At 66.6% G+C, this 19,667-nt stretch carries 18 protein-coding genes; 6 read left to right on the top strand and 12 right to left on the bottom strand.

All coding sequences use genetic code 11. The annotated features are described in order from the left end of the window. Positions 1 to 8: 8 nt before the first annotated feature. From F9K20_RS08885 to F9K20_RS08850, 8 genes are all read right to left on the bottom strand, one after another. Positions 9 to 1,823, bottom strand: coding sequence for an ABC transporter ATP-binding protein (locus tag F9K20_RS08885; protein ID WP_367115897.1), 1,815 nt, complete (start codon positions 1,821 to 1,823; stop codon positions 9 to 11). Further along, positions 1,820 to 2,077 (bottom strand): DUF4170 domain-containing protein, encoded by a 258-nt coding sequence (locus F9K20_RS08880; RefSeq protein WP_291000126.1) that lies wholly within the window; start codon positions 2,075 to 2,077, stop codon positions 1,820 to 1,822. The genes F9K20_RS08885 and F9K20_RS08880 overlap by 4 nt, the downstream gene beginning before the upstream one ends. A gap of 374 nt (positions 2,078 to 2,451) precedes the next feature. Beyond that, positions 2,452 to 3,417 (bottom strand): 4-hydroxybenzoate octaprenyltransferase, encoded by a 966-nt coding sequence (gene ubiA / locus F9K20_RS08875; RefSeq protein WP_291000123.1) that lies wholly within the window; start codon positions 3,415 to 3,417, stop codon positions 2,452 to 2,454. 202 nt (positions 3,418 to 3,619) lie between these two features. Next, positions 3,620 to 5,113 (bottom strand): histidine--tRNA ligase, encoded by a 1,494-nt coding sequence (gene hisS / locus F9K20_RS08870; protein ID WP_291000120.1) that lies wholly within the window; start codon positions 5,111 to 5,113, stop codon positions 3,620 to 3,622. A 259-nt stretch (positions 5,114 to 5,372) separates the two neighbouring features. Then, positions 5,373 to 6,203 (bottom strand): metallophosphoesterase, encoded by an 831-nt coding sequence (locus F9K20_RS08865; protein WP_291000117.1) that lies wholly within the window; start codon positions 6,201 to 6,203, stop codon positions 5,373 to 5,375. Next, positions 6,200 to 7,564, bottom strand: coding sequence for a glycolate oxidase subunit GlcF (glcF, locus tag F9K20_RS08860; protein WP_291000114.1), 1,365 nt, complete (start codon positions 7,562 to 7,564; stop codon positions 6,200 to 6,202). Before glcF ends, F9K20_RS08865 begins: the two co-directional genes overlap by 4 nt. 180 nt (positions 7,565 to 7,744) lie before the next feature. Continuing rightward, entirely contained in the window at positions 7,745 to 8,965 is a 1,221-nt protein-coding gene (glcE, locus tag F9K20_RS08855; protein ID WP_291000111.1) for a glycolate oxidase subunit GlcE, read from the bottom strand. A gap of 10 nt (positions 8,966 to 8,975) precedes the next feature. Further along, entirely contained in the window at positions 8,976 to 10,439 is a 1,464-nt protein-coding gene (locus tag F9K20_RS08850; RefSeq protein WP_291000108.1) for an FAD-linked oxidase C-terminal domain-containing protein, read from the bottom strand. 216 nt (positions 10,440 to 10,655) lie between these two features. On the opposite strand from F9K20_RS08850, the gene F9K20_RS08845 reads away from it, so the two are divergent. The 5 genes from F9K20_RS08845 (at position 10,656) to F9K20_RS08825 (ending at position 15,064) form a co-directional block, all read left to right on the top strand. Further along, positions 10,656 to 11,645, top strand: a complete 990-nt coding sequence (locus F9K20_RS08845; protein WP_291000105.1) for a LysR family transcriptional regulator — start codon at positions 10,656 to 10,658, stop codon at positions 11,643 to 11,645. Positions 11,646 to 11,761: 116 nt separating this feature from the next. After that, a complete protein-coding gene (locus F9K20_RS08840; RefSeq protein ID WP_291000102.1) occupies positions 11,762 to 12,136 on the top strand; it encodes a cytochrome c family protein in 375 nt (124 codons plus the stop codon). Between the two features lie 50 nt (positions 12,137 to 12,186). Next, entirely contained in the window at positions 12,187 to 12,975 is a 789-nt protein-coding gene (locus F9K20_RS08835) for a (Fe-S)-binding protein (protein WP_291000100.1), read from the top strand. After that, on the top strand, positions 12,972 to 14,393 hold the full coding sequence (locus tag F9K20_RS08830) for a lactate utilization protein B (protein ID WP_291000097.1): 1,422 nt from the start codon (positions 12,972 to 12,974) through the stop codon (positions 14,391 to 14,393). The genes F9K20_RS08835 and F9K20_RS08830 overlap by 4 nt, the downstream gene beginning before the upstream one ends. Then, positions 14,390 to 15,064: an LUD domain-containing protein gene (locus F9K20_RS08825; RefSeq protein WP_291000094.1), complete on the top strand. Its 675-nt coding sequence runs from the start codon at positions 14,390 to 14,392 to the stop codon at positions 15,062 to 15,064. The genes F9K20_RS08830 and F9K20_RS08825 overlap by 4 nt, the downstream gene beginning before the upstream one ends. Before the next feature lie 3 nt (positions 15,065 to 15,067). Here F9K20_RS08825 and F9K20_RS08820 read toward each other — a convergent pair whose 3' ends face one another. Both F9K20_RS08820 and F9K20_RS08815 read right to left on the bottom strand, forming a co-directional pair. Next, positions 15,068 to 15,286 (bottom strand): hypothetical protein, encoded by a 219-nt coding sequence (locus F9K20_RS08820; RefSeq protein ID WP_291000091.1) that lies wholly within the window; start codon positions 15,284 to 15,286, stop codon positions 15,068 to 15,070. A 131-nt stretch (positions 15,287 to 15,417) separates the two neighbouring features. Beyond that, positions 15,418 to 16,800: a glutamate--cysteine ligase gene (locus tag F9K20_RS08815; protein ID WP_291000088.1), complete on the bottom strand. Its 1,383-nt coding sequence runs from the start codon at positions 16,798 to 16,800 to the stop codon at positions 15,418 to 15,420. A 363-nt stretch (positions 16,801 to 17,163) separates the two neighbouring features. Between F9K20_RS08815 and F9K20_RS08810 the strand changes: the two genes are divergently transcribed. Next, positions 17,164 to 17,508, top strand: coding sequence for a hypothetical protein (locus F9K20_RS08810; RefSeq protein ID WP_291000086.1), 345 nt, complete (start codon positions 17,164 to 17,166; stop codon positions 17,506 to 17,508). An 86-nt stretch (positions 17,509 to 17,594) separates the two neighbouring features. On the opposite strand, the gene F9K20_RS08805 is transcribed toward F9K20_RS08810, so the two are convergent. After that, positions 17,595 to 18,335, bottom strand: a complete 741-nt coding sequence (locus F9K20_RS08805; RefSeq protein ID WP_291000083.1) for a 16S rRNA (uracil(1498)-N(3))-methyltransferase — start codon at positions 18,333 to 18,335, stop codon at positions 17,595 to 17,597. 42 nt (positions 18,336 to 18,377) lie between these two features. Then, positions 18,378 to 19,646, bottom strand: coding sequence for a CapA family protein (locus F9K20_RS08800; RefSeq protein ID WP_291000080.1), 1,269 nt, complete (start codon positions 19,644 to 19,646; stop codon positions 18,378 to 18,380). Positions 19,647 to 19,667: the final 21 nt, after the last annotated feature.

The raw sequence follows: 19,667 nt of genomic DNA, 5'->3' as shown, positions 1-19,667 counted from the left end.
CTCGCCGCTCACATGACTTGTGGGGCGGGGGCCGCGACCAGGGCCTGCGAGCGCACCAGCCGCGCGTAATGGCTGTCCGCCGCGAGCAGCTCAAGGTGGGTCCCGGTCTCCACGATCGTGCCCTCATCCATGACGCAGATGAGGTCGGCGTTCTGCACGGTCGAAAGCCGGTGGGCGATGACGAGCGTGGTTCGGTTCTTGGTGAAGCGCGCCAGGGCTTCCTGCACCAGCCGCTCCGATTCGGTATCGAGCGCGCTGGTCGCCTCATCGAGCAGCAGAATCGGCGCATCCTTGAGGATAGCGCGGGCGAGCGCCAGCCGCTGGCGCTGACCGCCCGATAAGCGCAGGCCGCGATCGCCGATCTCAGTGGCGTAGCCCTGCGGCTGGGCTAGGATGAATTCGTGGGCCGCCGCCGCCTGCGCCGCCGCGACGATCGAGGCCTGCGGGGCGCCAAGGCGGCCGAGAGCGATGTTGGCGCCGATGGTGTCGTCGAACAGCGTCACGTCCTGCGAGACGATCGAGATGGCGTCGCGCAACGAGGCGAGCGTGACGTCGCGTATGTCTTGGCCGTCGATGGTGATGCGGCCTTCCTCGACGTCGAATAGCCGGGGTACGAGGTTGAGCACCGTCGATTTGCCGGCGCCGGAGCGGCCGACGAGGGCCACCGTGCGGCCACCGGGCACGACAAGCGAAAAGTTCGAGATGGCCTGCACGCCGCTGCCGTCATAGGCGAAGCCGACGTGCTCGAAGCGGATCGTCGCGTTGTTGACGGCGAGCGGCTTGGCGCCGGGCTTGTCGACGACACGCGGCTTTTCGTCGACGAGCTCATAAAAGCTCTCCACCGCGGCGAGCCCCTCGTTGATGCGGCCCGACAGGCTGCCGAGGGCGCGAATGGGCTGCGAGGCCATCAGCAGCGCGGTGACGAAGCCCATGAAGTCGCCGACGGTCGAGATGCCGCTGGCGATGCGCCAGTAGGCCAGCGCGATGACGCCGGCGATGGCGATGCCGCCGAGCGCCTCGAGCACCGGATCGATCCGGGCGCGGTTCATCACCGCCTTCATGCGTAGCTTGTAGACGTGCTCGAAGCTCTTGTTGAGGCGGTCGGACGCGTAGTCCTCTAGTCGGAATGACTTGATGAGCCGGGCGCCCGACAGCTTCTCGGTCAAGAGCGAGGTCATGCCGCCGAGCTCGTCCTGCGTCTGCTTGGCGACGCGGCGCAGCTTCTTGCTGAGGCTGGCGACGGGCAGCGCCGCGAGCGGATAGACGCACAGCACGATCAGCGACATCACCCAGTCGAGATAGATCATCGAGGCGACGAGCGCGACGATCAGAAGCGTGTCGCGGACGGCCGTATTGAGGGCCGCCTGCACGGCCGTTTGCACGAAGCCGATGTCGTTGGTGAGCTTGGAGACGAGGCGCCCCGGCGTCTCGCGCGACAGGCGGGCGAAATCCGAGGTCATGAGATGGGCGAAGCCGACCCGCTGCATGTCCGTCGTCAGGCGCATGACGATGCGGTTTATCTCCACCGTCTGCGCGTACAGCAGCAGGCTGCGCAACATGGTGGCGCCGACGATCGCCGCCAGCACGTAGTGCAGCGTGCCGGTCTGGTCCTTCATCAGCATGTCGAAGGACGCCTTGATGATCATCGGGTAGGCGCCGGTGACGGCAGCCAGAAGGCCAGTGAGGATCAAGGCGATAATGAGCTGGCGCCAGCGCGGAAAGATCCACTCGCGCAGGAAGCGCTTGAGCAGCCCCCGCTGACGCTCGCTCAAGGCGAGTGCGCCAGCGGCTGCCTTGCGCGGCGCGGTTGGCGCCAGGCTCACGACGACGCCTTGGCGTGCTGCTCGTCCGGCTCCAGGAGGCGGTGCATGTGGACGACGAAGTAGCGCATCATGGCGTTGTCGACGGTACGCTGGGCGGCGGCCTTCCAGGCGGCATAGGCTTCGCCGTAGTTGGGATAGATGCCGACGATGTCGAGGTCCTCGAGATCGCGGAACTCTACACCGTCGAGCGACGTCAGCTCGCCACCGAAGACGAGGTGCAGCAATTGCTTCGGTGTTGTCGTCTTGTCGCTCATAAAAGGAGGTCCCTCGGCAGGATTAGGTCAGAAAGTGGCGGTCGGCAGCCGGAACAGGCCGCACAGTTACGGCGAATTTACGCTATCTCTTAAGCCGGCAGGAAGCCGGATGTGGCATTCTGTGTGAATGGTCGCACCCAGACGGCTGCTCTGAAGACAACGGTGAGGCTCTCCAGTTCCGGCTTGAACCTCGGCACGGGTTCAAGCCGGAATTGCTTAACGGCCGTCCCACGCCACTAGTGTCCCCATTCCGAAGCTCGCCAGAGCTCGCGGCTGGGCCGGGAGCGAGCTTCCGGAATTACCTAGCGTGATTCAGATCGAGAAATTCGCTCGACACCTCGCCATTGATGATGGCGAATTTCTCGATCATTACACTAGCTGAGCCCGGCCATGCGCGACAGGATCATGTCGGCGGCGAGGCCGAGGAAGATAACGAGCCCCACATCGCGATTGGAGCGGAAGCGGCGCAGGCAGTTGCGCGCATCGCTCGTGTCGAGCGTCGTCACCTGCCAGGCCATCTGCAGCGAGGCGAGCACGACGGCCATGAAGTAGATCAGGTGCGTGCCGGCGAGGTAGCCGGCGAGCAGCCACAGCACGATGGCGCCGGCATAGAAGGCTCCCACCCAGGTCATGGTGTTGTCGCCGAAGCGGATGGCGGTGGAGCGTAGCCCGAGCAACAGGTCGTCCTCGCGATCTTGGTGGGCGTAGATGGTGTCGTATCCCATGGTCCACAGCACCGAGCCGGCATAGAGCAAGAGCGCCGGAATGCCGATCGAGCCCATGACCGCGCTCCAGCCGACGAGCGCGCCCCAGTTGAAGGCCAGCCCCAGGACGAGCTGTGGCCAGTAGGTGAAACGCTTCAGAAACGGGTAGATGCCGACGAGGATGAGCGAGGCGGCGCCGAGCTTGATGGTGAAAGCGTTGAACTGCACCAGCACCAGCAAGCCGCCGAGGGCGCAGATGCCGGCGAAGGCCAGCGCCTCGGCTGGCGTCACCTGGCCGGAGGGGATTGGCCGGCTCGCGGTGCGCGCCGAGCGCGCGTCGTAGTCGCGGTCGACGTAGTCGTTATAGGCGCAGCCGGCGGCACGCATCAGGAGGGCGCCGAGCGCGAACAGGGTCAGCATCCACGGGTTCGGGTAGGGCTGGTTCAAGGTGACGTCGGCCAGGCCCACCGACCACCAGCAGGGCAGCAGCAGCAGCCAGAAGCCGATCGGGCGGTCGAGGCGTGCCAGATGCAGGTAGGGGCGCATCGATTCGGGCGCGTAGCGGTCGGCCCAGTTGTCGTGGGGCGCATCTGCAACGCGATGGGCGCTGGTCGGTGAGGACGGATTGGCGTGCATGTCTGAATTTGGCTGCCGCGGATTTGCGTTGACCCTAGCGGCCCATCCGCCCCGGATCAAATCCCTGCGAAACCGTGCTCGCAATCCGTCATGGGCCGCAGGCAGATTGCGCTATCATGCCGGCCAACGTGGGGCGAGGCGATCGCGCTCTCTCCACCGTCATCCTCCGGGCTTGTCCCGAGGATGACACGTTGAGGGGGCGTCAGCCCGCATGGCGGGCGAGGATCTTCTTCACCTCGGCGACGAGGTCGGCCTCCTTGACGGAGACCTGCGCCGGGCGCTGCTCCTTCCACTCCCTGTTGTCCTTGATGGCGGCGGCGGCCTTGGCGCCCTCGACGAGGTCCTTCAGGGTAACCTCGCCCTTGGCGCGCTCGTCCGAGCCCTGGATGACGACGCAGGGTGAGCCGCGCTTATCCGCGTACTCGAGCTGCTTGCCGAACTTCTTGGGATTGCCGAGATAAAGCTCGGCGCGAATATTTGCCGCGCGCAGCGCCTGCACCAACTTCTGGTAGTCGGCAATGCGCTCCTTCTCCATGACCGTGACGATGACGGGGCCTTCCGCGACCGGCGCCTTGTCCTTGTGGAGCGCCGCGAGTGCTGCCTGCAGGCGCGAGACGCCGATGGAGAAGCCGGTGGCCGGCACCTTCTGGCCGGTGAAGCGGGCGACGAGACCATCGTAACGCCCACCCGAGCCCACCGAGCCGAAGCGCACCGGACGCCCCTCGTCGTCCAAGATCGTCATCGTCAGATCCGTCTCGAAGACGGGCCCAGTATAGTAGTCGAGACCTCGCACCACGGTGCCGTCAAATACAATGCGGTCATGCTCGTAGCCCGCCTGTGCAAGGAGCGCGTCGATCGTGCGCAGCTCCTCCAGGCCCTGTTGACCAACCTCATTGTCGTTGGAGAAGAAGCCCTCCAGGCGCTTGATCGTATTGGCGCGGATGTCATCCCACGACAGCATGAAAACAGTGACGCTTTCGATCTGCTTTGCCGTGAGCTCGGCCCCCGGCGTGAAATCACCCGACTCGTCCTTGCGCCCCTTGCCGAGCAAGAGCTTCACCCCGTCCATTCCCAGCCGGTCGAACTTGTCGAGCGCACGGAAAATCGCCGCATGGCGCGCCGCGTCGGTGTAGTCGAGCCCCAAGCTCCACAGCACACCATCGAGAAGTTTCCGGTTGTTGACCTTGATCACATAGTCGCCGCGCTTGATGCCGAGCGCCTCCAGCGTGTCGGCGGCGAGCATGCACATCTCCGCATCCGCGGCGACGCTCTCGGCGCCCACCGTATCGGCGTCGAACTGCATGAACTGGCGAAAGCGCCCCGGCCCCGGCTTCTCGTTGCGCCACACGGGGCCAACCGCGTAGCGGCGAAAGGGCTTGGGCAGGAACTGATAGTTCTGCGCCACGTAGCGGGCGAGCGGCGCCGTCAGGTCATAGCGCAGGCTCATCCACTGCTCGTCTTCATCTTGCAGCGAAAACACGCCCTCGTTCGGGCGGTCCTGGTCGGGCAGGAACTTGCCGAGCGCATCGGTATATTCGAACGCGGGCGTCTCGAGCGGCTCGAAGCCGTAGCGCTCGTAGACTTCGCGGATCTTGACTAGCATCGCCTGCTGCTGGCGCAGCTCGGCCGCCTCGATGTCGCGAAGCCCGCGCGGCAGGCGCGGGGTGGGCCGCGCGTCTTTGTTCGTCTTGCTCATGGATGTGCTTGGCTCGGCGCGGGGTTGCGCAGGGTGCTGCCTTATAACGGATTGTCATGTTCCGGCAACCGCAACCCGACCTTGCCCCCGCACCCGCGCTCATCGCGCCTGCAGCGCGATTTTGCGCGCCCTCTCCCCACTGGGGAAAGGTTAGAAGCGGGCGATATCCCTTGGCCTCTTCCCGTCATGGCGAAGCCATGCTCCGCATGGACGAGCTTCCGGGTGAGGGGGCGGGTAAAGCAAAAGCAAAAAAGAAGCTCTAGCGCTTGGCCTGGCCGGGCGGGCGTGGCGGTGGCAACCCAAACTCGCGCTTGAGGTCGGCATAGGTTTGCTTGGTCGTCACCGAGATGATCTCGCGCTCCGGCCAGCGCAAGGCCGTCAGCCGTCCGCCGAATACGCACCCCGTATCGATGCACAGCGTATTGTTCAGCCACTCCGGCTCGGCGACGGGCGTGTGGCCGTAGACGATGGCGGTCTTGCCGCGATACTCCGCCGCCCAATTGAACCGCTCAGGCAGCCCGTCCGCTGCCAGACGCCCCGAGCTGTCGCCGTACAGGCCGAAGTCGTGGGCGCGCCGAAAGCGCTTGCCCAGCATGCTCTCGCGGATGCCGGCATGCGCGACCGCGAGGTGGCCGTCATCGAGGAGGGCGTGGCTTGGCAGCTCATCGAGGAAGGCAAGCGCGCGCGTCCTGATCGCCTCGCCCTCGCCGTCGAGCTGCGCGATGGTGCGCTCCAGCCCGTGCGCGATCTTGACGTCGCGGCCTTTCAGCCAGCGCACGAACTTGTCGTCGTGGTTGCCGACGATCGACAGGGCCTGCCCGCGCTCCACCATGTCCATGACGATGCGCAGCACGTCCGGCGCGTTGGGGCCGCGGTCGACGAGATCGCCGACGAAGAATGCCCGTCGCGCTCTCGGTGTCGTCGCGACAGTACTCCGACTATCGCCGGTACCTTCGAGCCGCACGGTGTAGCCGAGCGCATGCAGCAGTTCGACCAGCTCGTCGGCGCAACCGTGCACGTCGCCGATGATGTCGAGCGGCCCGTGCACGTCGCGCCAGTCGGTCGCCGCAGGCTCGTGGGGCGTACTCACGCGTGAATGAAGTCGTCGACCCGGCGCTTGGGCTCCGGCACGTTGGACACGAAGCGCGCCAGCGACTCCAGCCCCGGTGGCACGGGCCCGCCGAACGCCCAATCGAGCAGCTCCACCGTGTGCACGACCGGCACGTCGACCTGTCCGGCAAGCTGCGTGATGCAGCCGATGTTGCCCGCCGCGACGACGTCGGGCTTCACGCGCTTGATGTTCTTGGCCTTGCGCTCGCGCAGCGCGCCGGCGATCTCGGGCTGCAGGATGTTATAGGTTCCGGCCGAGCCGCAGCAGATGTGCGCTTCCGGGATGTCGACGACGCTGTATCCGGCCTTGGTGAGCAGGTCGCGCGGTACCTCCTTGATTCCCTGGCCGTGCTGCAGCGAGCAGGCCGGATGGTAGGCGACGCGCAGCGACGACCAGCGCTTGGGCGGCCCCAGCTCGTACTTGCCGAGGAACTCCGAGATGTCGTGCGCGAGGCCGGCGATGCGGCCGGCGCGGGCGGCGTACTCGGGCTCGCGCTTCAGGAGGTGGCCGTAGTCTTTGACCGCCGTGCCGCAGCCCGAGGCATTGACGATGATGGCGTCGATGGGGCCCTTCGCCAGCTCCTTCGACCAGGCGTCGACGTTGCGCTTGGCGAACGCGATTGCTCCCGCCTCGTCGCCGAGGTGGTAGGTGAGGGCACCGCAGCATCCTGCGCCTGCCGCGACGATGACGTCGACGCCGCGCCGGGCGAGGAGGCGGATGGTCGAGTCGTTGATCCCGGGGCGCAGCACCTGTTGGGCGCACCCCGACAGCATGATCACGCGCGCCCGCCGGTCGTCCTCGGTTACGGCGGTGCCGGGGCCCTCGAACTTCGGCGACGGCGGCAGCACATTGGGTGCCAGCTCGATCATTGCGGCGAGCTGGTTGAAGCCGAGGCGGCGCAGCAGCTTGAGCCACGGGCGCCCCAGCGGAGCGAGCTTCAACGCCAGGCGGAACCGCTCGGGATAGGGCAGCACGCGCGCCAAGAGGCGGCGCACGAAGCGCTCCTTGATGGGGCGCGTGGTGGTCTGCTCGACATAGCCGCGCGCCAGATCGATCAGGTGCATGTAGTCGACGCCGCTGGGACATGTCGACATGCACGAGAGGCACGACAGGCAGCGGTCGAGGTGGAGCTGCACCTCCGGGCTCGCCGGCGCGTTGTCCTCCAGCATGTCCTTGATGAGGTAGATGCGGCCCCGCGGGCTGTCGCGCTCATCGCCGAGCAGCACGTAGGTGGGGCAGGTCGCAGTGCACAACCCGCAGTGCACGCAGCGGCGCAGGATGGCATCGGCTTCGGCGATGCGAGGGTTGGTCAGTTGCTCGGGCCTGAAGTTGGTCTGCATGCGCTGGCGCCTAGTGTCCTGATCGCGAAATTTGTCGCCTCGTGCCGCAGATGTAGAACGAATTTCGCGATCTGAAGGACACTAGGACAATCAATACGCTAGTGTGATTCAGATCGAGAAGCCCGCTTCTTGACCCAGCCGCACGGGATATCGCGGACTTCTCGATCATCACACTAGCCCTCACATGTTGGCGTACATCCGGCCGGGGTTGAGAATTCCGGCCGGATCGAAGGCGGCCTTGAGGCCGCGGGTCAGCCGCTCGACGGGTGGGCTCAGGGGTTGGAATACTTCGACGGCAGCGCGCACGCTCGGCTCGGCGCGGATCAGCATGGCATGACCGCCGTGGATGGCGGTGACGCGACGGATCTCCGCGGTGCCTGCATCCGCCGCTGCCGGCACCTCGAGCCAGACGAGGCCACCGGCCCAGTCGTAGAAGGCCTCGGCCGGCATGTAGCGCTTGATGGCGGCGACGAGCTTGGGCGCCGTGGTCGGTTTGGTTGCGATGCGCCACAAGAGGGTCTGCCGGTTCGGCATCACCGACAGCCGCCGCAGCTCGTTCCAAAATTCCAGCGTCTCACGGTGATCGAGCTCCAGCGCCTTACCGTAGACCTTCAGCGCCTCCTTGAGCCGCTGCTTGCGGCCGGTGACGGCGCTGGCAAAGTTTTCCAGCCGCAGCGCCGTCACCGATTTGTTCATCGACTTGAGGCCGGGATGGTTGAGGCGCGAGGCGACGGAGGCCTGCAGGTGCACGGCGCCCGACACCTCGACGGGCAGTGCCATGGCGGTGGACAGCAGCTCCACGGCAAGGTTGTCGGGCAGGCCGAGGTAGATGACGGTCGCTGCCGTCTCCGGCCACGGGATGACCTTGAAGGTCACCTCCGTCATCACCGCGAGCGTGCCCCAGCTCCCCGCGAGGCCACGCGCGATATCATAGCCGGTGACGTTCTTCATCACGCGGCCGCCGGCCTGGAACAGCTCAGCACGCCCGTTGACCCCCTTGACCCCCAGGAGGTGGTCGCGTGCGGCGCCGTATTGAATGCGCCGCGCCCCCGACATGTTGGTTGCGAAGACAGCGCCGATCGTCTGCGCACCCTGTGGTCCGCCCGTTGCCGGGGCGAGATCGATGGGCTCGAAGGGCAGCATCTGGCCGCGCGCCGCAAGCTCCGCCTCGACCTGCGACAGCGGTGTGCCGGCGCGCGCCGACATGACGAGCTCGTTCGGCTCGTAGAGCGAGATGCCGCGCAGCGAGGCGGTGGTGACGGTCACCGTGCCGTCGACGGGGCGCCCAACCGCGCGCTTGGAGCCCGAGCCGACGATCTCGATCGGCAGGCGCCTCTCGGCGCAGCCGGCGATCACGAACTGAAGCTCCCAGTCGGCGCCGGGGCGCTGCAAATCGTTCAATTCCTTCTCCTCAGGCCGCCTGGTCCGCGGCCGGGCGCTCGCTCGCCTCGAGCGCGCTCAGCGGGAAGACCTTACCCCGGTTCAACAGCCAGTGGGGGTCGAACACGCTCTTTATCCGCATCTGAACGGCAAGGTCGGATGGAGAGAACTGTACCTCCATCAAGTCGCGCTTCTCGATGCCGACGCCGTGCTCGCCGGTAAGGCAGCCGCCAACGGAGACGCACAGCTTCAAGATCTCGGCGCCGGCAAGCTCGGCGCGGCGCGATTCGTCCTCGTCGTTGGCATCATAGAGTATGAGCGGATGCAGGTTGCCGTCGCCGGCGTGGAAGACGTTGGCCACCTTCAGGTGGTGCTCGGCGCAGATTTGGGCGATGCGGCTCAGCACCTCGGGCAGGCGCGACAGCGGGATGGTGCCATCCATGCAGTAGTAGTCGGAAATGCGGCCCATGGCGCCGAAGGCGGCCTTGCGCCCCTTCCAGATGCGTGCGCTGTGCTCGGCCGAGGTGCTCGCCTCGACCACCTTGGGATCGAAAGCGCGGGCGATCTCGACGATGTCGCGCAGCAGCCGCGCGATCTCGTCCTCGAAGCCTTCCACCTCGACGATGAGCAGCGCCTCGACGTCGAGCGGATAGCCAGCTTTGGCATAGGCCTCGGCAACAGCGATGGCGGGCTTGTCCATGTACTCGATGGCGACCGGGATGATGCCCGAGCCGATGATGGCGGCAACGCACTGGCCGGCCGCCTCGCAGGAGCTGAACCCGAGCAGCACCGGGCGCGCTGTCTCCATCTTGGGGACGATCTTCAGCGTCGCCTCGGTGACGATGCCGAACTGTCCTTCCGAGCCGACTATGAGGGCGAGGAAGTCGTAGCCCTCGGCATCGAGGTACGGGCCACCGATCTCGACGATCTCGCCGTCCATCAGCACGATTTTGATGCCCAGCACATTGTTGGTCGTCACGCCGTACTTCAGGCAATGGGCGCCGCCGGAGTTCATGGCGAGGTTGCCGCCCACCGTGCAGGCGAGCTGGCTCGATGGGTCGGGCGCGTAGAAGAAGCCCTCGGCCGACACCGCGTCGGTGATGGCGAGATTGGTGATGCCGGCTTCCACGGTGATCGTGCGATTGACGAAGTCGGCTTCCAGCACGCGGTTCATGCGCGAGGTTCCGATCACGATGGCATCGGCCGACGGGAGCGCGCCGCCGCATAGGGATGTCCCGGCACCACGCGGCACGACTTTCAAGCCGGCCTGATGGCAGTACTTGAGAACTTTCGACACATCTGCGGTCGAGCGCGGCAACACCACGGCGAGCGGCGCCTGCCGATAGGCGGTGAGTGCGTCGGATTCGAACGCGCGCCGGCCTTCCTCTTCGGAGATCACACCATCGACGCCCACCAGCGTCTCGAGATCTTTGATGATGGCGCTGCTCCGGTCGAGCACAGTCCGGTCTGGTTCCGGCATCCTCGACAGCGTCATGCAGTTCTCCAGCTCCACAGTCCCAAGCAAAGGCGGCGGGATCTAGATTTAAGTATCGCAGCGCGGCCGATTGCTGGCATATTGAATGGATTGGACGACGGTACAGCTATTCGGCTTCCTCGCCGATACCTTAACGTCGCCGCTCGTCATAATTCAATTCGTTTGCCACCCGGTGGCTCGGTCGAAAGCCGGGGACTCTTTCCCAACGGGGGACAAGTGACAGCTATTAGCGACCTCGATATATTCGCACGCGTCGCCCGCACCGGCAACATGTCGGCCGCCGGCCGCGAGATGGGCCTCTCTCCGGCCGTCGTTTCCAAGCGCATCAGCCAGCTGGAGGAGCGGCTCGGCGCCCGCCTCTTCCAGCGCACTACCCGGCATTTGACGCTGACCGAGACGGGGGCTGGGTATTTCAAGCGCGTCGTCGACATCCTGAGCCTGTGCGAGGAGGCGGAGGACTTCGTCAGCCGGCGCAACACCAAGCCGCGCGGCCTTTTGAAGGTGACCATGCCGACGGCCTTCAGCCGCCTGCACGTCGCCCCCTACATCGACGACTTTCTCGCCCGCTATCCCGAGATTGAGCTGCACGTGCACGTCAGCGATGCGTTCGTCGACATCATTCGCGAGGGTTTCGACCTGGCGATCCGCATCGGCGAGTTGGAGGACTCCTCGCTCGTCGCCCGCCGCATTGCCCCCGATACGCGCGTGCTGTGCGCGGCACCCTCCTATGTCGAGAAGCACGGAGCGCCGAAGAGCCTCCCCGACCTCGAGGTGCACAACTGCCTTGTGGCCGACAGCGTCGAAGTCTGGCGGCTCGACGGTCCGGAAGGAGAAGTGCAGGTTCGCCCCTACGGCACCGTGCGCTCCGACTCGGGTGAGTTCGTTCGTGAGTTGGTCTTGTCGGGCGTGGGCCTTGGCCTTTTGTCGACGTGGGACGTCGGGCCGGCGCTGCGCAGCGGCAGCCTGCGCGTGGTGCTGCCCGCGTACCGCGGTGCCGCGAGCACGGGCGTGCACGCGGTTTATCCGAGCCGCGAATTCATGCCCGCCAAGGTCGATGTGCTGATCGAGTTCCTGGCCGATCTCTATGGTCCCGTGCCGTATTGGGAAAAGGAGTTGGACCTCAATAAGATGGGCTCTCGCCAGGCTTCGCGGCCGGTATCCCGCCGGGTCGGCAAAGGGGCAGGCCCCGCGGTGGCGACACGCTGAAGTCTGCGCAACGCCGACCGGCAAATGCGACCGGCGGAGCCACGCCGGCCTCCATCATCCCTTGATCGCCGCCCCGGCATTTGCTGAGGTGGCCGGCAGGTCAGGAGGGAGAGCAGATGCGCAGGGGAAGTCTCGCGATCACCGTCGTGCTTCTTGCCGGTATACCCGCCTGGGCGCAGGACGCCTCCAAGGGCGAAGCCGTGTTCAAGCGATGCCGCGCCTGTCATGCCATAGGCCCTGCGGCAAAGAACAAGGCTGGCCCCGTGCTGACTGGCATCGTCGGCAAGAAGGCGGCGAGCGTTCCGGGCTTTAACTACTCGGACGCCATGACCGAGGCGGCGGCCGGCGGGCTAGTGTGGACTGAGGCAAAGCTGGCGCAGTTCCTCGACGCGCCCGACGCCTTCCTGCCGAACAACGTCATGGCGTCACCGGGTATAAAGAATCCCGCCGACCTCAAGGATCTCATCGCGTTCCTGAAACTACATAAGTAGCCGCGCCGCGGTTGCGCGCGGGCGACGACAAGAAGCCAGGCGGACCAGCGATGACCGAAGGCTATGCAAGGCGGCCGCGCGTTGGCCTTTTCGTCACCTGCCTCGTCGATCTGATGCGACCCTCCGTCGGCTTTGCGGCTGCGCGCCTCTTGGATGCGGCGGGGTGCGAGGTCGTGGTGCCGCGCGCGCAGACGTGCTGCGGCCAGCCTGCCTACAACAGCGGCGATGCGCGCAGCGCCAAGGCGCTCGCCTCGCAGACGATGCGCGCCTTCGAGGGCCTCGACTACGTCGTGGCCCCGTCCGGCTCGTGCGCCGCAATGCTCAAGCTGCATTATCCGCGCCTGATGGCCGGCGATGAGGAAGCTGAGCAGCGCGCCCGGGCGTTCGCCGAGCGCGTCCATGAGCTCGTCTCATTCCTCGTCGACGTACGCGGCGTCACGTCGGTGCCGGGCAGCTTCGCCGGCCGCGTCACCTATCACGACGGTTGCTCGGGGCTGCGCGAGCTCAAGATCAAGCAGCAGCCGCGCCGGCTGCTCGCCGCCGTGAGCGGGCTGGAGCTCGTCGAGATGCCGGGTACGGAGACGTGCTGCGGCTTTGGCGGGCTGTTCGCGGTGAAGTTTCCCGACATCTCCAATGCGATGGTCTCGGCGAAAATCTCCAACATCGCGACCGCTGCCCCCGACCTCGTGCTCGCGGGCGAGTTCGGCTGCCTGCTGAACGTCGCCGGCAAGCTATCGCGGCAGGGCTCGCCCATCGCCTGCCGCCACGTCGCCGAGGTGCTCGCCGGCGAGATGAGCGAGCCGCCAATCGCGCACTCCGCCTCGCGAGGCGTGCCATGAAACGCACCACCGGGTTCGGAGTCTCGGTCGCCACCGCGCTCGCCGACCAGAGCCTGCAGCGTGCGCTTGCCGACGTCCCCGCCGGCTTCGTTGCCGCGCGCGCGCAGGCCAAGGCGGCGCTTCCCGAGTTCGAGGCGCTGCGTCGCACGGGCCGCGACATCCGCGATTATACGTTGGCGCACCTCGACCTCTATCTCGAAGCCTTCGAGGCCAACGCGATCCGCGCCGGCAGCGCCGTGCACTGGGCGGCAACGAGCGAGGAGGCCTGCGGCATCATCCTCGGCATCTGCCGGCAGGCAGGCGCGCGCGTCGTCGCCAAGAGCAAGTCGATGGTCTCCGAGGAGATCGGACTTCGCCCCCGTCTCCAGGAAGCGGCGCTCGACGTCGTCGAGACCGATCTTGGCGAGTACCTCATCCAGATCCGCGGCGAGACGCCCAGCCACATCATCGCCCCGGCCATCCACCTGCGCGCCGGGGACGTGGCCGACGAGTTCCGCCGCCATCACGGGCATCTGGCCAGGGAGCGCGATCTTTCGGCGCCCGAGGCACTGGTCGCCGAGGCGCGCGGCGTGCTGCGCGAAAAATTCCTCGCCGCCGAGGTCGGGATCACCGGCGCCAACTTCCTTGTGGCCGAGACTGGCTCGGCCATCGTCGTCACCAACGAGGGTAATGCCGACCTTACGATGTCACTGCCGAAGGTCCACATCGTCCTGGCCTCGATCGACAAGATCGTGCCGACCCTCGCGGATGCCTGGCCGCTGCTGCGTCTCTTGGCGCGGTCGGCCACCGGGCAGGAGTTCACCGCCTATACAACGCTCGTCACTGGTCCGCGCCGCCCCGGCGATGTCGATGGCCCCGCGGCCTGCCATGTCGTCATCGTCGACAACGGCCGCTCGGAGCTGCTGGCAAGCGAGCTGCGCCCCGTCCTGCGCTGCATCCGCTGCGGCGCCTGCATGAACCACTGCCCGGTCTACTGCACGATTGGCGGCCATGCCTACGGCTCGGTCTATCCCGGGCCGATCGGCGCCGTGCTGTCGCCGGCGCTCGCCGGCGTGGCCGATGCGGGACATCTGCCGCAGGCCTCCACCTTCTGCGGCCGCTGCGAGGAGGTTTGTCCGGTCGAGATCCCGCTCGTCTCGCTCATGCGCCATTGGCGCCAGGTGGCGTTGGCCGAGCCGGCGTCGTGGCGCGACCGCACCCTGCTGCGCGTCTGGGCACTGCTCGCGCTGCGGCCGCGAGCCTACGCGCTAGCGGCGCGCATGCTCGCGCGCACCCTTCGGCTAATGGGACACACCAGCGGCAGGCTGCGCACGCTGCCGTTCGCTGGACGATGGACGCGGCACCGCGATCTTCTAGCGCCGCAGGGTGCCACGTTCCAGCAACTGTGGACGCGGCGTAGCCGGGGGACGGCACCATGAGCCGCGCCCGCATTCTCGCCGGTATCCGCGCCACGCTCGATGCCGCGACCAGCACTGCCGTGCGGCGTCAGAGCGTGACCGAGCGCCTGGAGCGGCCGATTGAGCATCCGCGGCCGCGACGGGCGATGCGCGGCAGCGAGGAGCGCCTGCGGCAGTTCAAGGATTTCCAGCACGCCCTCGGCGTCGAGATCATCGCTGTCGATAGCGTCACGGCAATCCCGACCGCCATCGCTTCCTATCTACAGACGCTGGGGCTGCCGCCGCGCGTGCGGCGGGGCTCCGATCCGCAGCTCGCCGGCATGCCATGGGACACTGCGCCCGGTCTCGTCGTCGAAACCGGCCCCGCGCAGGGTGGCGATACGGCCGGCCTCTCGCGCGCCGTTGCGGGCGTGGCGGAGACGGGGACGCTGGCGCTCGCGTCCGGCCCGGGCAATCCGGTGACGCTCGGCTTCCTGCCCGACGTGCATGTCGTTGTGCTGCGGGCCGACGCCATCGTCGGCAGCTACGAGGAGGCCTGCGCGCTGGTGCTGGCCGAAAGCGCCGGCGCTCTGCCGCGCACGCTCAATCTCGTCACCGGCGCCTCGCGTACCGGCGACATCGGCGGCAAGATCGTCATGGGCGCGCACGGGCCGCGGCGGCTTGCCGTCATCCTTGTCGCCGGAGAACAATGATCCTTACTTGCCGACGATGCAGCTTTGCATGCATCGCGTGAAGGCGATCTCGCAGCTCGGCGATCCCTTGGTGGAGATGCGGCACTGGTTGTAGGCGCTCTTGCATCCGGCGCCGCACTGGTTCGCCGAGACGCGGTCGATCGAGGCGAGGCCAATGGCGATGAGCAGGGCCGCGACCGCCACGGCGCTCGCCAGTGCCCAATTCAACTTGCGTCCGAGCACGTTCGTTCTCCCGCCGCTTGCGGCATACGCTTCGGCCCGTTGAAACGGATACCCAGAGAATGCCCCCTGCGCCCTAGGTCCGAGTTAACGTTGCCTAGGATGAACACAAGCTGAACCGCCGCGCCAGTGTCTTAGAAGGCATATTCTTCAAAGACATGGTCGATTTGGCGCGACCAGGGCCCCTCGTAGCGCTCGAGCAGCCGGTCGGCGAGTGTACGGCCCGTGAGGACAACCTCGTCGAGGGGGTCGAGGTAAACCGATTCGTCCTGGCTCGCGGCATTGATGCGCCGGCGCCCGCGCAGACCGCGGCGGGCTATGTGCAGAACCTCGCGGGCGACGTGCTGCACGGTTGTCGAGCGGAACGGCGTCGCCAGCGCCGCCTTGGGGACGGCATTGCGCAGGGCCTCGCGCTCCTCCGCCGTCCAATCCTTGACCAGCGACCACGCGGCATCGAGCGCCTGTGCATCGTAGAGCAGCCCGACCCACAGTGCGGGCAGGGCGCAAATGCGCTGCCAGGGTCCGCTGTCGGCGCCGCGCATCTCGAGGAAGCGCTTCACCCGCACCTCTGGGAACAGCGTGGTCAGATGGTCGGACCAGTCGTCGAGCGTCGGCCGCTCGCCGGGGAGCTGCGGCAAGCGCCCGTCGAGGAAGTCCTGGAACGAAGCGCCCGAGGCGTCGATATAGCTACCGTTGCGGTAGACGAAGTACATCGGCACGGAGAGCGCATAGTCGACATAGCGCTCGTAGCCCATGCCCGCCTCGAAGGCGAACGGCAGCATGCCGGTGCGTCGGCGGTCCGTATCGCGCCAGACTTCGCTGCGCATCGACTTGAAGCCGTTGGGGCGCCCTTCCGTGAAAGGCGAGGAGGCGAACAGCGCCGTGGCGATGGGCTGCAGCGCCAGCGAGACGCGCAGCTTCTTGACCATGTCAGCCTCATCGGCGAAGTCGAGGTTCACTTGGATCGTCGCCGTCCGGTACATCATGTCGAGGCCGCGCTTGCCGACCGTCGGCATATAGCGCGTCATGATGGTGTAGCGCTCCTTTGGCATGTGGGGCGTTTCCGCCAGCGTCCACTTGGGCGAAAAACCTAGACCGAGAAAGCCGATGCCGAGCGGCTCCCCAACGCTCAGCACTTCGCGCAGGTGCTCGCGCGTCTCCGCCGCCGTGTCGTGCAGCGTCTCGACGGGGCCGCCGGAGAGCTCGAACTGGCCACCCGGCTCGAGGCTGATGTTGCCGCACAGCTCGCAGTCTTGTCGCTTGAGAGCGATGATCTTGCCGCCCTCCATTATCGGCTCCCAGCCGAAGCGGGTTATCAGGGCGTTCATCAGCGCCGAGATGCTCCGCTCCCCTTCGTAGGGAACGGGCGTCAGGGTGTCGGTGTGGAAGACGAACTTCTCATGCTCGGTGCCGATCCGCCACTCAGCCTTCGGTTTCTCCCCAGCGGCGATCCACGCCACGAGGTCATCCCGCGAACGAGCGAGGCGGCTTGGCGCGCCTTCTTGACGGGTCGACATGCAGCGGGCCTCGAGGGTTCGTACGGCGAAGTCGTTTGCAGATCCGGGGGTTGGCGAGCCGCCCGCCAGGGCGGAGCGAGGCGAAGAGTATCGCCGACCCGTTGAGCTATTTGGAACGCGAGGCTCTAAGGCCTTGACGACGGGCGTGCAACCCATGCGGGGGAGGTGGCGCGGGAGATGCAGCTACCATAAAAAAACACTATTGCGCTCCACGAAATGTCCGCGGGATCGTTTTGGTGCCTCGACGGCTTTGACCGCTCGCCGTCGTTGGTAGTTGGGTATATGCACTGACGAGTTGAAGTCCCTGTCATGCCAGTCGCCGCTCTGCCTCCAACTTTGCTCGCAACTCTATGGGAGAATACAATGAAAAAGTACCTGGCCGCCTTCGCCCTCTGCGGCCTTTTCGCCTCGCCGGTTCTCGCCGCGAATGCGGCGGTCGAGTCGGCCGTGAAGACCTTCGAGGCCGTCGGCAATGATGCGGCCAAGCTGAAAACCTACTGCGAGATGAGCAAGGTCATGTCCTCGGCCGACGCCGAGGACGATAGCAAGGCCGAGGAGTTGGACAAGCAGATGGACGGCTTCATGAAGGAGCTTGGGCCGGAGTTCCAGACCGCGTTTGAGGCCGGCGCCGACCTTGATCCGGAATCGGAGGACGGCAAGGTTTACGATGCCGCCATGGACAAGCTCGACGACAAGTGCGGCAAGTAGGCTGCGAGCGTTCACTGCATCGCGTGCGGCGCGACGAGGCTGTCTGCGAGGACGGCCTCGATCGCGTTTAGCGAGCTCTCCGGCGGCTAACGCCAATCGCCGAGGGCGGCATTGACCAGTGCCAGCGCGGCGACGGCGGCGGTATCGGCGCGCATGACCCGGGGGCCGAGTGAGATCGCCGACGCGTAGGGTTTTTCGCGCAGCGACGTGCGCTCGGCTGGATCGAAGCCACCCTCGGGTCCGATGAGAACGGCAACCGGTCCGGCCTTTATGGTCGCCAGCGCGGCAAGGGGGCTAGCGACCTCCGCAGCCTCATCGCAGAAGATCAGCCTGCGCTGCGGCTCCCACCGCGCAAGCAGCATCTCGAGCTTCATTGGCTCGCCCACTGTCGGCACACGCAGCACGCCGCACTGCTCGGCAGCCTCGATGGCGTTTGCCCGCATGCGCTCCAGGTTGACGCGTGCTGCCACCGTGCGCCGCGTCAGTACCGGCTGCAGGTGTGCGACGCCGAGCTCCGTCGCTTTCTGCACCATGTAATCGAGACGCGCGTGCTTCAGCGGCGCAAAGACGTAGTGCAGGTCCGGCCCGTTCTGCTGCGGCCGCGTCGGCGTTAGGGACCGCAGCGCGCAGCGCCGCTTGCCCGTCTCGACCAGGCGCGCGCGCCATTCGCCGTCGCGCCCATTGAAAACGAGAATCTCGGCGCCAGCGCCGAGCCGCAGGACGTTGACGAGGTAGTTCGCCTGCTCCGGCGTGCAGGCGACGGCGGCGCCCGCTTCGAGCGGCGCGTCGACGAACAGCCTCACATCGTGGAGATTGTCGGAGCCCATGCCGCTATTAGCCAGGAGAAGTGCCGCAGCGCAAATGCGCTCTTAGCGGCTGCAGGAGCTGGGGATGGCAGCGCGCAGTCGGTCGGGTATCGGCGGCGCGGGCCTGTAGCTCTTGCACAGGGCGCCGATAGTGCCACCGTCCTTGTCCGCGCCGGACAGACAATAGAGCCCGGTCCCATCCGCCTGCGGCGTGAACATGACCCCGCGTGCGCCGGCACCATCGCCGAGATCGGCGTCGAGATAGTTCAGCGCGTAAACGCGCGCCGCACCTGCCTCGCCGGTCAGCCGGCGCGGACGAAAGTGGGTGTCGGTGACGGGGATGGCCTCCACGGCGCGCAGCTCGAGCTTGCCGTCAGGCGCCTTTTTCAGATGCACGCGCGCCATCAGGCCATAGTCGCGGCAGATGCCCTTGCCGGTCATGTCGGCGGTGCCCTGGTGCAGGAAGTTGCCCAGCCCATAGAAGATCAATGACTTGCCGGCCATCTCGACACCGCGGGGAACGTGCGCATGATGCCCGACGATGAGATCGATGCCATCCTTTTGCGCCGCCAGGGCGCGGAAGTCGGCGAACTGCTTGGCGTCGGCGCGCACCTTGCCTTCCTCGCCGTAGTGAATCGACAGGATGCGGTAGGCCGCCGGCGCGGCGACGAGCCGCCGCCGCACTTGGGCGAAGTCGTCGTCGAACCGGTAAGCGTTCTGTCCGGGCTTGTCGGGGCCGGCGCGGTGCCGTTCGAGGTTGTTGGTGACGATTCCCGTGGCCGCGAACGCGATCTCGGCGCCCTTGACGGCGACCCGCTGCGGGCGGCTCGCCTCCTCGCTGTTCATACCGACGCCGGCGGCCACCGCGAGACGCTCGCTCTGCAGCCTGCCGACGTGCTTCAGCGTTTGCTCGAGCCCCGCCACGCCGTAGTCCATCGAGTGGTTGTTGGCGAGGGACAGGAGGTTGAAGCCGCGCGAGACGAGATGGCGGATGCCGTTGGGGTGGGTGCGGAAGTTGAACGGGCCGCTCTGCCCCTTGGTGTCGCGCGGCAGGTCGTTACGGTCGGTGACCACCGTCTCGACATTCATGAAGTTGAGGTCGCCGTTGACCTCGTTGTCGATCAGCGACGTCGTCTCGGCCCAGGTCTGGAAGGCGCCGCGGCGCACGCCGTCGGCCTCGACCGGCTGATTGGAGCGATTGAGCCCTACGTCGCCGACGAGGGTGACGGTCACCTCATCGCCTGCGCTGCCCCAGCCGAGCGTGGCGGGTATAGCCGTGCACCAGGTGGCGGCCAGGGCGATGAGGGCTCGGCGGCGGAGGATGTGTTTCATGGACGGGATAAAGGCCTTGAG

Source organism: Hyphomicrobium sp. (assembly GCF_009026145.1).
Classification (GTDB): domain Bacteria; phylum Pseudomonadota; class Alphaproteobacteria; order Rhizobiales; family Hyphomicrobiaceae; genus Hyphomicrobium_A.
The sequence above is the reverse complement of the archived record's forward strand: the minus strand, read 5'-3'. Positions and strand labels throughout refer to the sequence as shown.

Bases quoted from the DNA above. Each gene is read 5' to 3' on its own strand.
- F9K20_RS08810 (WP_291000086.1), top strand. From the start codon at position 17,164: ATGAAAAAGTACCTGGCCGCCTTCGCCCTCTGCGGCCTTTTCGCCTCG.
- glcF (WP_291000114.1), bottom strand. From the start codon at position 7,564: ATGCAGACCAACTTCAGGCCCGAGCAACTGACCAACCCTCGCATCGCC.
- F9K20_RS08805 (WP_291000083.1), bottom strand. From the start codon at position 18,335: ATGGGCTCCGACAATCTCCACGATGTGAGGCTGTTCGTCGACGCGCCG.
- F9K20_RS08840 (WP_291000102.1), top strand. From the start codon at position 11,762: ATGCGCAGGGGAAGTCTCGCGATCACCGTCGTGCTTCTTGCCGGTATA.
- F9K20_RS08880 (WP_291000126.1), bottom strand. From the start codon at position 2,077: ATGAGCGACAAGACGACAACACCGAAGCAATTGCTGCACCTCGTCTTC.
- F9K20_RS08830 (WP_291000097.1), top strand. From the start codon at position 12,972: ATGAAACGCACCACCGGGTTCGGAGTCTCGGTCGCCACCGCGCTCGCC.
- F9K20_RS08800 (WP_291000080.1), bottom strand. From the start codon at position 19,646: ATGAAACACATCCTCCGCCGCCGAGCCCTCATCGCCCTGGCCGCCACC.
- ubiA (WP_291000123.1), bottom strand. From the start codon at position 3,417: ATGCACGCCAATCCGTCCTCACCGACCAGCGCCCATCGCGTTGCAGAT.
- hisS (WP_291000120.1), bottom strand. From the start codon at position 5,113: ATGAGCAAGACGAACAAAGACGCGCGGCCCACCCCGCGCCTGCCGCGC.
- F9K20_RS08850 (WP_291000108.1), bottom strand. From the start codon at position 10,439: ATGACGCTGTCGAGGATGCCGGAACCAGACCGGACTGTGCTCGACCGG.
- F9K20_RS08825 (WP_291000094.1), top strand. From the start codon at position 14,390: ATGAGCCGCGCCCGCATTCTCGCCGGTATCCGCGCCACGCTCGATGCC.
- F9K20_RS08815 (WP_291000088.1), bottom strand. From the start codon at position 16,800: ATGTCGACCCGTCAAGAAGGCGCGCCAAGCCGCCTCGCTCGTTCGCGG.
- F9K20_RS08835 (WP_291000100.1), top strand. From the start codon at position 12,187: ATGACCGAAGGCTATGCAAGGCGGCCGCGCGTTGGCCTTTTCGTCACC.